The sequence below is a fragment of the Emergencia sp. genome, assembly GCF_048465375.1.
Classification (GTDB): Bacteria; Bacillota; Clostridia; order Peptostreptococcales; family Anaerovoracaceae; genus Senimuribacter.
Genome location: NZ_DBFWLQ010000024.1, coordinates 62,147 through 74,675, shown reverse-complemented (window position 1 = coordinate 74,675; position 12,529 = coordinate 62,147). Strand labels below are relative to the sequence as shown.

Sequence of the window (12,529 nt, the reverse complement as noted above, 5' to 3'; positions counted from 1 at the left end):
TTTTCTGCCTGTTTTCTCTCCAATTTGCATAACCAGACCTCTAACCACTGCAAAAAAATAACAGCAAGACGGTTTGCCTTGCTGTAAAATAATTAAATCATGACGCTGATCAGTTTCGGATCGTACCCGATCTTCTTCAGTGCTTTGATGATTTTGTCTTTGTGTTCTGTTCCAAAGGACTCCATGGTGATTTTCAGTTCCACCGCCGCATTTCTGTTGGTGCTGACGAACTGATTGTGATCCAGTCTGATGACATTTCCCTGCTCCTGAGCAATGGTGTTTGCCACTCTTACCAGCTCACCCGGTTTATCCGGAAGCAATACTGAGATGGTAAAGATTCTGTCTCTCTGAATCAGCCCGTGCTGCACGACGGAAGACATGGTGATGATATCCATGTTCCCTCCGCTGAGAATGGATACGACTTTCTTGTCCTTGACTTTCAAATGCTTCAGCGCTGCCACAGTCAGCAGGCCGGAGTTCTCGACCACCATCTTGTGATTCTCTACCATATCCAGAAAAGCAACAATCAACTCGTCATCGTCCACTGTGATGATGTCGTCGATACTTTTCTGTAAGTATGGGAAAATTTCAACGCCTGGTGTCTTTACTGCAGTACCGTCAGCAATGGTGTTGACACCATCCAAGGTTACAGGCTTACCTGCCTCCAAGGATGCCTGCAGACAGGCCGCTCCCGCCGGTTCTACAGCGATGATTTTGATTTTGGGATTGAGCATCTTTGCTAAAGTGGAAACCCCCGTTGCCAGGCCGCCGCCGCCCACTGGAACCAGAATGTAGTCCACCAGCGGCAGTTCTTTGACAATTTCCATAGCGATGGTGCCTTGCCCCGTAGCGACCACAGGATCGTCGAAAGGATGAATAAAAGTATAGCCTTTTTCTTCGGCCAGCTTCTGTGCATGTGCTGCCGATTCATCATAGACGTCACCGTAAAGCACTACTTCTGCGCCATAACTCTTGGTTCTGTTCACCTTCATCAAGGGTGTCGTCGTCGGCATTACGATGGTTGCCTTGCAGCCATAAGCTTTCGCCGCATAAGCTACCCCTTGCGCGTGATTTCCGGCAGAAGCTGTAATCAATCCCTTCGCTCTCTCCTCGTCAGTCAGTGTGCTGATCTTGTAATAAGCTCCTCTCAGCTTATATGCGCCTGTCTTCTGCATGTTCTCAGGCTTCAAATATACTTTATTTCCAGTCTGTTCACTGAAATAGTCACTATATAGCAAATTCGTCTCTATGGCAACTTTTTTCACCACCTCAGTGGCTTCTTCAAATGCATCTAAAGTTAACATATGTTTTTTCCTTTCCTATGTAAATCTTACTTCTCATTTTACCACAAAAGCATAGAAAATGATAGTCGTCACCGATACATATACGCCGTCTTTTCAAAGGAATACATCAGTTTTTTGTAGATAGGCAAAAGCTGCTTGCTGGATACGGGTACCCCTCCATATCCAGTTTCGATACAGACATAAGGAATGCGGTATTCATTGATGACGTAGTGCTCCAGATCACCGTAGGTAGCTTTGGTATAACTCTCGTCGATCAAATAGTATCCGGTCATCTGCTTGAACAGCTTTGCCAAAGCATAGCTCTTTGACTTGTAAGATTTATTCTTGTATCCCCAATAGATGACTTGTCCCATGCTGTGATAGTTCAGGCAGGCCTTCATGTTGGTCATGGACTTCATCAGATCGCGGACGGCTTTCGTCTCACTTTCCGAAAACCTAGACGGCCCTGGATAGTTATCACTGGCAGGCTTCTTCTGTGGGTGTTTTCCGGCATACATCTTGTAATTATGATTCAGATCCACGCCTCTGGCATTGGACTTCCAATTGCTGTAGCCGCCTCTCCTCGGCATCTTCTGCACTTTTTTGCGGAGCGCTGCATCTCTGATGACGCTGGGACCAAACTCACTGATGGCAATGCCGTCAGGATTGACCATCGGTATGATGTAGACAGCAACTTCATCAAAGAGCTGGCGATAGGTTTTGCCCTTATATTTACCGCCATAATTTCTGCAATAGCGTTCTACCATCATCATCACAACCTGGCAGTTGATGTATTCGCGAGCATGCATTCCCGCTGTAACAAAGATCTGCTTCTCCGCCTCTGGATTTCCCAGGCAGAGAGCGTAGATGTTTCTGCCGTCGGCACTCTCTCCCAGAACCCGGCTGGTCAGCCTGTCCGGATACTTGGCCGTCAGCTCTTCAATGTCCTTCTTCATATCCGAATAGCTGTATTTCTTGTCGCTGCGGCTGACGATGTAGGATGTGGCGGCCGAAACCGGCTGTGAGATTGCCGTCATTATCGTCAGGAAAACAATCAAAATCACTGCAATCCTTCCTTTGCTGCTCGTGTTCATTATCTGCCCTCCCCTACTGCTCTGGCACTACAGCAAAGAAAATTAAATCTCTATCGCTGTCATTGATCAAGCTGTGTTCATGGCCTTTGGGACAGTAATGGCACAGACCAGCCTCTACCTCTTCATAATTCCCATCAAAAAGGGCCTTACCCCTTCCTTCTAAAATATAGATGATTTCGCTGCTGGTATCATGGGTGTGAAGACCGATAGATGCGCCTGGTTCCAACTTTCCGCGCATGATTTTACAGGCTGGCTCCACAAACATCCTGGACCTGGTTTCTTTTTCACCGCCACGGAAGTGAGGAATTATCGTCTCCTCAATTTGATCAAAATTGATTAGCATGACTAGTACCTCTTTCTTAATTTCATATATTATTAGTGTAAATTCAATGTCTGATTTTGTCAAATAGAACTATTCAAGAGGCTCTTTCATCATACCCCCATACCCTATATGTACTGTTCCTGTCAGGGTTTGAGCTATGATAAAACTACAAAAAGACTGCCTGTGCAGGCAGTCTCTTAAAAGATGTCAAAGAAGTTATTTTATTGCTTTGTCTTTAGATAATTTCGTTCTAATCTGGGCAAATGCAATCAGGAAGATAAACGGTAATCCCAACGCACCATAGACGGTAAACATGTAATTTGTCAGGAAATCAAATGGAATCAGCATGGTCACGATGGTCACAAATACCCCTGTTCCAATGGAAATGAGCATGTACTTCTTTGTCTTCTCTTTTGCAAAGGTTGCAACAAAGGTAAACATTCCTGGTACTGCCGAGGAGTATATTCCAAGGATAATCACACCTATGAAAAGTACGGTAAGGAATGGTGACATCTGCTGTGCCAAATATAAAGTCGGTACGAGAACCTTTGAAACGCCATCAAGATCACAGAAGAACGCTGCTACCATAATGAACACTGCAAGCATATAGCCTACGTTTCCTACAATCATTCCGGTGATACCTTCTTTTTTTGTGTCGATGGTTTTGGCCGTTGTAGTCAAAAATGGTGCGGCCATCAGCGGCGCCCATGTCGCAAAGTACACGCCGCCCATAAACCAGTTGTCTCCAATGCTCAACAGTTCCATCTCTTCAGCAGCTATCGCACCTGCCTTCAATCTTTCCCAATTGCCAATTAAGTAAATTCCGCCGGTTAACAGCGATACGATGATCAGTAACGGTCCGATTGTTCCAATGATGTCAGCAATTCTATGCAGTCCCAGCATAACCGTCAAAGTTACGATCGTGCCCATGATGATGCTTCCTGCAACCATAGGGAATCCTGTCAGCTGATTGATTGTAGCGCCAAACCCGGAAATCATGACAGATGGCGCAAACAAGGCATAGACTACGGTCAGCGCTGCCACCAATTTGCCAAGGTACTTTCCGCAGAAATAGTCGAAAACACCCATAGGGTTCTCAAACTGCATGGTTTTTCCTAGTGACATGTAGGATGTGGTCACATAAATGTGAATCGCAATGCCGACTAGTATGCCGATAAAGCCCTTCATGCCATAGGCGACAAAGTATTGCATCATATCCTGGCCGGTTGCAAATCCTGATCCGATACAGTAGGAAATCCATACTCCGGCAATTTTAATTACATTTTTCAAACTGACTGTTTGCTTATTCGTATCCACGTGTTTCCCTCCTTTTCAACATTAAAATGATTCAATTAATCTTCTCATCACTGCCGGCGTGTGAATTTCCAAGTCGGGAAGATAAACTCTCTCTGTTATGGTGTGATAATCTTTGCCCCATGGTCCACAGATAATGGATGGGAGTGCTATGTATTCTGCCTCTTTCAGTGGAATATGGTAAACTTCCTGCGGCGTGACCATACTCTTTAAAGCCTCTAAATCTTCTGTCGGGTCCACACATGAAATATAGCTGTTGTCAGAAAGTCCCATGAAATAAGGCACGACCTCGACGGTAATTCCATACTTTTTCAACTCGTCGCGGACAATATTGATGGTGCCTTCTCTGTCAAAATTCTGAAAGGCGTGATTGTTCACAGCAGGTACATAAGGTGCCATCAATCCGTAGACAATCATCGGGTCTGTAATGTTGGACTGTTCAATTTCCCACTCCACGATGTCAAAGCCCGTCGCCAACTGGGTAAGCGAATCTCCCCTGTTCACAATTTCGATTTGCTCCTTGACAAAGGCATCTTTCTTCTCCTGGTAATTCTCAACACTCTCGCCATTATGCGCCTGCAAATCTGCCAGGGACATCACGCGCACGTTATGATTGGGATTGGGATGGTTTGGCTCCATAAAAGCGTAAGCCTTATTGTAAGTTTCCACTGCTTCTGCGGCCGATTCCTGGCAGATATGGTCAATGGAATCGAGAATTTTTAAGGCATTATTTGAGTTTGTAAACAACGTATTGAGATACAGATTCGTATAGAGCGGAACGGATACGTTGTAGTATTTTTTGTTGTCCTTCATATAGAGCACTGTCGGCGGTACACATTTCTGACCATAATCCTCGCTGCAAAGATTCGTGTTCAATTCAATACGTCTGACGATATTGGCGGCAATCAGTGACCCGTTTAGCCCCTGCATCAGATTGCCCACGTGGACAAGCTTACTCTTGATGACGATAAAAGGAAGTCCTTTTCCAATGGATCCGTCATAATAGGTGTATTTATCAGGGCTGTCTTTAGAAGTCGGTTCCCCATTGACGAGAAGCTTATAGTCAAAGTCATATTTGTCCTTCAGTTCCGTAAACAGTGCAACACTTTGAAATATCCCTTCCGCCGCGGTTTCTTCATCGTGAATGCCTACATAGAGAAGGTTCAGTTCTGGATTTATATGGTTTGCAGCAACTTCGAACAGCTGGCAGAGCATGACGGCGGTGCCGCCCTTCATATCAGCAGTTCCTCTTCCAAACAACCAGTCTTCGGAGTTCAGATCTTTCTCCACATCAGGATCACTCCACTCCATGGTCTTCATTTTTTCTTTTAACGTATCTGGTGTCAATGCAAATTCTTTTAAAGTACCATAGCAATCGATTTCGACACAGTCGAAGTGTCCCGAGAGAACCAGACATCTGTTAGACGTTCCTTTTCTAAGTGCCCAAGGTATGAGACGCCCCATCCGATCATTCCCATCATAAAGCCCGCAGTACGCGGAGTTCTCTTCCCAATAGTCCTGTCCTTTGATTACTTCCAAGATATGTTTGGCCATATCTATCTCCAAAGTAGTGTATGTATCACTTTGTACCGAAACTAAATCAAGCAGCAATTCTTTTGGAGTCCATTTTTTACTCATTTTTTCGCTTCCCTTCTATAAATTTTAACTAAAATTGTCTCTGCGGTAACTTCTTTTCCAAAAGACAGGAGATATAAGATGACTTTATGCCATCAGCTCATTGGCCAGGTCAACGGCAGAAGCTGCATCGTAGGAGAATTTTGCGCCGATTTTTTCTCCGAAATCAGCAGTTACAGGCGCCCCTCCAATCATGATTTTGACATGATCATACTTTGGGTCAGCTTTTATGGCTGCAGCAACTTCACTCATCACCGTCATCGTCGTCGTAAGCATGGCGGACATCCCGACACAGTCGGCCTGGGTTTCATCAAGAGCCCCTAAAAATCTTTCAGGGGTGACGTCAATGCCAAGGTCGATTACCTCATACCCCGCACCTTCTAACATCATTCCGACAATTTTCTTGCCGATGTCATGCAGGTCGCCTTTTACCGTGCCGATGACAATCTTCCCTTTCATTTCTCGCGTTTCTCCAACCATTAGCGGCTTCAGAATGTCATTCCCCTCCTGCATTGCGTTTGCAGCCATCAACACTTCTGGTACAAACATCTCACCCGTCTTAAACAGTCGTCCTACTTCATCCATTCCCGGTACCAGACCCTGTTCCAAAACATCCAGCGGCTTTACGCCCTCTGCTAATGCCTTTTCTACCAGTTCACAAACAGCATCATCATCGCCTTCAAAAACTGCGTTTCCAATCTTTTCTAATAACATTTTTCTCCTCCTCTTATTAATACTCAATCGCTAATTCTTTCGCCCTGTCTTTGATGATTTCGTCAAAGACTTTTGCGGTCCGCTCGTCGATATAGCTATACTCATCCTCTTCAATCATCGACTTCACTGCATTGTCCAGTTTTTCATTGAGCGTAAGGCCGCCTTCGCTTTCCCATGCCAGATACTGCTTCCTGTTGAAGAACTTCGGATAGAACACCTCGTTCCTAAAATTCTTTGCCGTATGTTTTTGAGATACATAGGCACCGCCGTAGCCGACCTTATCGATCAAATCGATGGCAAGAGAATCTTCATCATAGTTGATTCCCTGCACAAATCTCTTTGCAAAGCTGATTTGTTCATCTACCAGTAGAATCATTGACAGATTGCCGATGGCGCCCACGCCTGTATATGCATTGTCGTGGACCAGATTTTCTCCGGAAAGTGCTGCGCACATGATGCTGTACATTGCCTCCGTACCCGCCTGTGCATCCACTTCAAGTGCATCTGTACAGCCTGAGGTTCCATAGACAGGCAGATCATAATATTTTGCCAGATCCGCCATCACCGCATGGACCATGCCCAGCTCCGGTCCGCCGTAGACATTCATCGTCGTCATCATATCCATGGCACCAAAGATATAACCATAAATGAATGGAGCGCCCTTCTTAACCAGCTGATGCAGGACTAAACCTGCCAGACACTCTGCGTTACTGCATACGATCGATCCTGATAATGTAACCGGAGAGGTTCCGCCTGACACACCGCCTGAAGCGTAGGTCGTTGGAATTCCATACTCGGCACAGAGCATCAGCTTCTGGATTGCCTCCTCACTATTCATCAGAGGAGAAACTGGCTCGTTGTAGAGCATCAGCGTAGGATTGCGTTTCAGCTCCTCATAACCGCCTGCCATCTCCGCGCACATATCAATCAAAGCCATCAGGTTTCCTTTGTCTGTTGCCGTACAAAGATTCGGTTTGCTGCAGTACGTTCTCATGGTTTTCAGGGTAATCATATCGTGGAGATGCTGCGGAATATCCTGGGCCAACCCCTGATTGGAGACATATGCAAAATTGTCAGCTTTGTCCACGACCTTTGCAATGTTTTCTATGTCTTTGAGCATCGTAGGCCGAACCTCTTTTGTATAGGGGTCCATATGGGTAGGAAGATCCGTACCTGTTCCAAAATACACGTTGTTTCTTTCAAGAAACAGGCTTCTCTTTCCCTGTGGATTTGCTATCACAATTCTGGAAGGTGCAGATTGAATGGCCGCTTTAACCATTCCTGCCGGTATTTTGACAACCTTAGAATCAAAATCTACATAGGCGCCGCCTTCTGCCAGAATCTTCAGCGCTGTCTCTTCATAAATTTTCACACCGGTTCGCTCTAACACCTCTAAACTTGCGTTGTGAAGCCGTGTCAGCTGTTCATAAGAACACATTTTGAAATCGTGGGTGAAATTACCAGTTTGGTTTACATACATATTTTTAATCTCCTTTCGTGTGTTGATTTATACTTTTTATTTGTAGTTAAGCTGAATAGTGGGATTCATGTTCTTCTATGATGGCATCAAATTTTGCCTCCAATTCCTTCGTAAGGAAAGTTGGAACATCACCCTCTATGATCTCTTTTGCTTTTGCGGTAAGCTGATCAGGAATATTGGGACAGCCATCTGCAGCCCAGGCAACGTTTCTTTTACGGTTCAGAAATTCTGGTAAAAAGAACTCTTTTCTGAACTTTCTGGCCGTCTCCTTTGTCTGAAGATAATTACCGCCGATGCCGATTTCCTTGATCAGATTGTAGCCGATGCTTTCCTCTGTGATCTCTATGCCCTGTACATAACGCTTCACAAAGGACAGCAATTCATTCGCGGCTAAAATAGATTGCAGACAGCCCATCTGGCCAATGCCCATGTACCCGTTGTCATGAACAAAATTTTGTCTGCCATAGATAGCAGTCATCATGCTGTAGATCATCTCCGCGCCCATTTGGAAGTCGACTTGGTTTGCATCCGTGGCGCCGGAAATGCCAAAAGTAGGGAGTTTATAAAATCTGCCCATTTCGCCCACAAAGGAATTCATCAGCCCGTACTCCGGCCCGCCATACATGCATACCGTGGTCTTCATATCCATAATAGAGGCTTCTATGCCATACATAAATGGCGCACCCGGTGCTTTCAGCTGGTGAATCACCAGACCCATCAGACACTCCGCACTGCCCACTGCCAAAGTTCCTGCCAGGGTCACAGGGCCAGTCGCGCCTGCTGTGATTCCGGCCGTATAAGTAACCGGGATGCCATACTCCGCACAGAGAAGCAGTTTCCCCAAAGATTCTTCAGAATGCTGCAAAGGGGAAATCGGTTCAGCGTAGTGAACAAAGGTCGGTTTGGCCTTCAGTTCCTCGTAACCTCCAGCTTGTGCTGCCGCCATATCGATGATCCCTTTCAGGCTATATGGGTCCGTTGCCAAGGTAAGAATTGGTTTGCTGCAGTATTTACGCATTGCTTTATAATGGTATACATCTGCTACCCTTGGATTTTTATCGTTAGCCAGGGCATAAGGCGCTGCCCAATCTATTGACTTGCAATGCTCAGCAATCTTAGCAGCGTTTTCACAGTCTTCCAGCTTGCCAGGCCTGATCTCGCCTGAGTATAAGTCGATAAACTCCGGCATATCTGTTCCAGTCCCAAAGGTCACTACATTCGGGGCAAGACAAAAGCTTTCTGTCCCATCGACGTTATATATGGAATACTGTGACGGAGCACTCTTCAGTGCTTCGTCAACCAAACACTCCGGTATCTTCACTAAATTTCCATCAACCACAGCGCCAGCATCCTGAAGGAGCCTTTTGGCCTCCTCATGGAATACATGCATGCCGATTTCCGAGAGAATTTTAATTGAGGTTTTATGAATCATTTGTTTTTCCTCATCACTCCATCTCTCAAACCGGCCTATGGTTCCATCTGAATCAAACTTTATCATCGTGTGCCTCCTTTATTTACTTAACCTTCAATTTTCAATTCGACACTTTTTGAATTAACGAATCTTAATGTTGAGAATATTCTACCACTTTCATCATGCGAAGTCAACAAGATAACCAATTTGCTAAAATATTTTCACAATTTCATTTTTATTTATTTTTTTAAGCTGACCTCTTTCATCTGCATAAAAAATAAGTGCAATTTCACTCTCTGCAGGCGTCAAATTGCACTTATTTTATCCTATATTATTTTTTACGACTCCTTGAAATAACCAACTAGCTGTTGTCCCAACTGCGCTAAAGCCTCCTGGTTCACTTCGTAATAAACGTATTTTTTTATCGCTTTGTTTGTCAATATGCCAGCAGCTTTCATCACTTTCAGATGGGTGGATACCGTGCTTGGAGCCATCCCAAGCATCCCCGCAAGATATTGGGTGGTTGCCGGTGCTCCCCACAGTATCTTTGCTATTTTCAGCCTAGTATCATCACCGAGCGCCTTAAAGATTTTGCATAACTCTTTCCCCTGCTGCCCTACGTATTTTGAATCCATCAGGTTCAAGTTGTAGTAAATCACCAACGATTCGTCAAAGGTATCGATAAGTAATTCTTCTCCCGAAAAAGTAGATGGAAAAACATGAACTTTTTTCACGTGATCCAGATCTATCATATAGGGAACATCCTTTTGAATATAGATCGTCCCTTTCGATACCTTGATGCTGCTATGCACATTGGCTATATACTGCGTTACATCACCCAAAAGACTGCACTCATAGTTTGCCGAATCGATTGTTTTGTCCAGGCTGAGCTCTATCTCGTTCCAAACTGACTTGAAAACATCGTTCCAATAGATAGTCAGCAAATCCCGCAAATCGTCCTTCAGCTCTTTTATATTTCTAATAAATATTTTCACATCCTTCTGAGAGATGTATTGTCCTATGGTCTTAATGTCCTTTGATGACATCGTATCAGGGTCTTTAAGCCAGCGAGCCGCGTCACTGCGTTCATATCCCAAAGCCGGCATACCTAAGAAGATATTCAAGTATGTGACAAGATCGATTTTCTCATACTCTTTCATTGCCGCATCAAAAGTCAAATAGGTCTCTCCTGTTTCTTCGTAATGCATGGAGGAGATGTAGGTGGCGATGTCCATGATCAGGAGCCACCCTGCATAGCTTTCACCATACTTCCATAAACTGTACTTGACACTTGGAGCCAGGTCATTCAATTGATCTTCCAGGTTTTTCAAACTGTGAAGTTTTTCACTTTTTTCAGCATATAAGCTGTGCAGACTTGCAATCGTTTCTACAAGCTCTGATTTGTGAAAGACAACGGTTCGCACCCCGTCACAAAAACTGTTTTTTTTCTTAGCTGAAATCATAATAATCTCCTCCGTTAACGTTTATCCTTAAGAACTCGTCGATATTTGCCGGGCGTTTCACTATAATGCTGCTTAAAAGCTCTGATATAGTAGCTCTGACTGGCAAATCCACAGCGTTTTGCCACCTGTTCCAATGACAAATCAGTCTTTTTCAACAGTTTCACACTTTGATTCAATCGAATCATATTCAGGTATTGTGAAAAAGTCATGGATGTTTCTTTTTTGAACAGGGAAGACAGGTAAGAAGAATTGACATGAACCAGATCGGCTACCCCTTTTAGCTCAATATCTTTTGCGTAGTGTTCTTCCAAGTAATGTATTGCCTCCTGGATTACATTTGACGAACCTTTGTATGCTGGCATTCTATCGTCATCATCTGTCATAAATACGATAATTTTCTTACATGCCTCTTGTACTGCCTCGACCGTCGCAGCATCTTCAAGTTCACCTAGCAGCGTTTCATATCCTTCTGCCGAGAGATAACTTGACGGGAAATGCTTTGATAAAGAGGCAAGATAGTCTGACAGATACACTTTGATCAAATTTAAATTTCCCCCGTTCGCTATATATGCGTGTTGGAAAATGATGTCCATGGCCGCGGCTGCACTATATAAATCTTTTCTTTGAAGGGACTGTAATAAGTGGTCTACAGCCGCATCATCTGAGGCCTGACTGTTTTCCATCAGTTTGTGAGAGAAAATACAATCACAAAACACTTCATAAATGCAGGAAACTTCAAAGGCAGTCCTTATTGGGTTTATTTCAATTACATCAAAGAGTTCATTGACATGATTTCTAAAATCCGGCAGATTCTTAAAAATATGTTTCAGGGCATTCTCTCGATTTTTTCCCATGATGATGGGTCCTGCAATCATGGTTCCCTTGAGAGCATTCTCTATCTTCACCGGATAAGCGATTTGGGTCAATCTGGATGCACACATGAAGACATAGGGTTCATTGAGATTTTCCGCGGCTGCAACGGCGCGCTTCAGGTTCTCATCGCATTCACGGTTTCGAATATCATAGGTCATAAACATTGAGCAGATTCTAAGCTCTGGACGGCATTCCCATAAGATATTCAGATCATTATCATATAGCGTAACAGGAACATTTGCAGTATAAGCAAAGGCTTTCATTCCTCTTAAAAGTCTCTGTTCTCTCCTATCGTTGTGATTGCCTTCTCGTCTATTGTTGTTCATGATCGTCTCTTTTTTAATGCGTCTGTGATTCGTCATCAGTCAAAACATCGAATATATTTTTAGTCTATCATAAAAATAGTGCTCCTGCAATTACAAATCCTTCAGGTTAGCGATCCAGGCTTCGATTGCCTCTGCCAATATCAGCTGCTGCTGCAACACAGCCATACCTGTTTCCGGTATCTCCGGCAGCCCTTCTTTTCTGTCGATGTTTTCTTCTATATATGACTTTAACGTTTTGATGTTGTCCTCAATGCTGGCCAGGCAGACTTTTTGCTCTTCCATCGACAGGCTGGTCAGATTGACGATGACAGCATTAAAGTCTAAAAAAATACGGATCGGTTTTGCGGCGATTTCCAGCATCAGTCGCTGAAATTCTTTATCTCCGGCATCGGTCAACGAATAGACCGCTTTTTCTGCCATTTTTCCCTCTTTAATATCGCTTTTGATGTATCCCTTACCTTCCAGTTGAAGCACCTTCTTATAAATCGATGGGGTGCTGATCTTCACCCATTTAGAAATATTGCGATACTCCACCAATTTTTGAATATCATAAGCGCTCAAAGCTTCTTTTTTCAATATTCCCAGTACAATCAAATCAATTGTCGCCATTATGA

Annotated in this window: 11 protein-coding genes; all 11 read right to left on the bottom strand. The window is 44.1% G+C overall.

Annotation, left to right across the window (positions count from 1 at the left end):
* Positions 1-92: 92 nt before the first annotated feature.
* Entirely contained in the window at positions 93-1,304 is a 1,212-nt protein-coding gene (gene ilvA / locus ACMQ5W_RS15475) for a threonine ammonia-lyase (protein ID WP_419025952.1), read from the bottom strand.
* 68 nt (positions 1,305-1,372) lie between these two features.
* Complete coding sequence (locus tag ACMQ5W_RS15470) at positions 1,373-2,377, bottom strand: M14 family zinc carboxypeptidase (protein WP_419025951.1); 1,005 nt, start codon at positions 2,375-2,377, stop codon at positions 1,373-1,375.
* A gap of 13 nt (positions 2,378-2,390) precedes the next feature.
* Positions 2,391-2,720: a cupin domain-containing protein gene (locus ACMQ5W_RS15465; RefSeq protein ID WP_419025950.1), complete on the bottom strand. Its 330-nt coding sequence runs from the start codon at positions 2,718-2,720 to the stop codon at positions 2,391-2,393.
* A 195-nt stretch (positions 2,721-2,915) separates the two neighbouring features.
* Complete coding sequence (locus ACMQ5W_RS15460; protein WP_148493875.1) at positions 2,916-4,016, bottom strand: hypothetical protein; 1,101 nt, start codon at positions 4,014-4,016, stop codon at positions 2,916-2,918.
* A 21-nt stretch (positions 4,017-4,037) separates the two neighbouring features.
* Positions 4,038-5,651 (bottom strand): M20/M25/M40 family metallo-hydrolase, encoded by a 1,614-nt coding sequence (locus tag ACMQ5W_RS15455; RefSeq protein WP_419025949.1) that lies wholly within the window; start codon positions 5,649-5,651, stop codon positions 4,038-4,040.
* Between the two features lie 84 nt (positions 5,652-5,735).
* Positions 5,736-6,362 (bottom strand): cobalamin B12-binding domain-containing protein, encoded by a 627-nt coding sequence (locus ACMQ5W_RS15450; RefSeq protein WP_148493877.1) that lies wholly within the window; start codon positions 6,360-6,362, stop codon positions 5,736-5,738.
* A 16-nt stretch (positions 6,363-6,378) separates the two neighbouring features.
* Positions 6,379-7,842 (bottom strand): trimethylamine methyltransferase family protein, encoded by a 1,464-nt coding sequence (locus ACMQ5W_RS15445; protein ID WP_419025948.1) that lies wholly within the window; start codon positions 7,840-7,842, stop codon positions 6,379-6,381.
* 46 nt (positions 7,843-7,888) lie between these two features.
* Positions 7,889-9,340: a trimethylamine methyltransferase family protein gene (locus ACMQ5W_RS15440; RefSeq protein ID WP_419025947.1), complete on the bottom strand. Its 1,452-nt coding sequence runs from the start codon at positions 9,338-9,340 to the stop codon at positions 7,889-7,891.
* Positions 9,341-9,591: 251 nt separating this feature from the next.
* Complete coding sequence (locus tag ACMQ5W_RS15435) at positions 9,592-10,716, bottom strand: ArsR/SmtB family transcription factor (protein WP_419025946.1); 1,125 nt, start codon at positions 10,714-10,716, stop codon at positions 9,592-9,594.
* Between the two features lie 14 nt (positions 10,717-10,730).
* Positions 10,731-11,915, bottom strand: coding sequence for an AraC family transcriptional regulator (locus tag ACMQ5W_RS15430; RefSeq protein WP_419025945.1), 1,185 nt, complete (start codon positions 11,913-11,915; stop codon positions 10,731-10,733).
* A gap of 90 nt (positions 11,916-12,005) precedes the next feature.
* A complete protein-coding gene (locus tag ACMQ5W_RS15425) occupies positions 12,006-12,524 on the bottom strand; it encodes a PadR family transcriptional regulator (protein ID WP_419025944.1) in 519 nt (172 codons plus the stop codon).
* Between the last annotated feature and the right edge of the window lie 5 nt (positions 12,525-12,529).

Excerpts from the sequence above, each read along its gene's own strand:
- ilvA (WP_419025952.1), bottom strand. The coding sequence starts at position 1,304 with ATGTTAACTTTAGATGCATTTGAAGAAGCCACTGAGGTGGTGAAAAAA.
- ACMQ5W_RS15435 (WP_419025946.1), bottom strand. The coding sequence starts at position 10,716 with ATGATTTCAGCTAAGAAAAAAAACAGTTTTTGTGACGGGGTGCGAACC.
- ACMQ5W_RS15455 (WP_419025949.1), bottom strand. The coding sequence starts at position 5,651 with ATGAGTAAAAAATGGACTCCAAAAGAATTGCTGCTTGATTTAGTTTCG.
- ACMQ5W_RS15430 (WP_419025945.1), bottom strand. The coding sequence starts at position 11,915 with ATGAACAACAATAGACGAGAAGGCAATCACAACGATAGGAGAGAACAG.
- ACMQ5W_RS15465 (WP_419025950.1), bottom strand. The coding sequence starts at position 2,720 with ATGCTAATCAATTTTGATCAAATTGAGGAGACGATAATTCCTCACTTC.
- ACMQ5W_RS15440 (WP_419025947.1), bottom strand. The coding sequence starts at position 9,340 with ATGATAAAGTTTGATTCAGATGGAACCATAGGCCGGTTTGAGAGATGG.
- ACMQ5W_RS15425 (WP_419025944.1), bottom strand. The coding sequence starts at position 12,524 with ATGGCGACAATTGATTTGATTGTACTGGGAATATTGAAAAAAGAAGCT.
- ACMQ5W_RS15470 (WP_419025951.1), bottom strand. The coding sequence starts at position 2,377 with ATGAACACGAGCAGCAAAGGAAGGATTGCAGTGATTTTGATTGTTTTC.
- ACMQ5W_RS15445 (WP_419025948.1), bottom strand. The coding sequence starts at position 7,842 with ATGTATGTAAACCAAACTGGTAATTTCACCCACGATTTCAAAATGTGT.
- ACMQ5W_RS15450 (WP_148493877.1), bottom strand. The coding sequence starts at position 6,362 with ATGTTATTAGAAAAGATTGGAAACGCAGTTTTTGAAGGCGATGATGAT.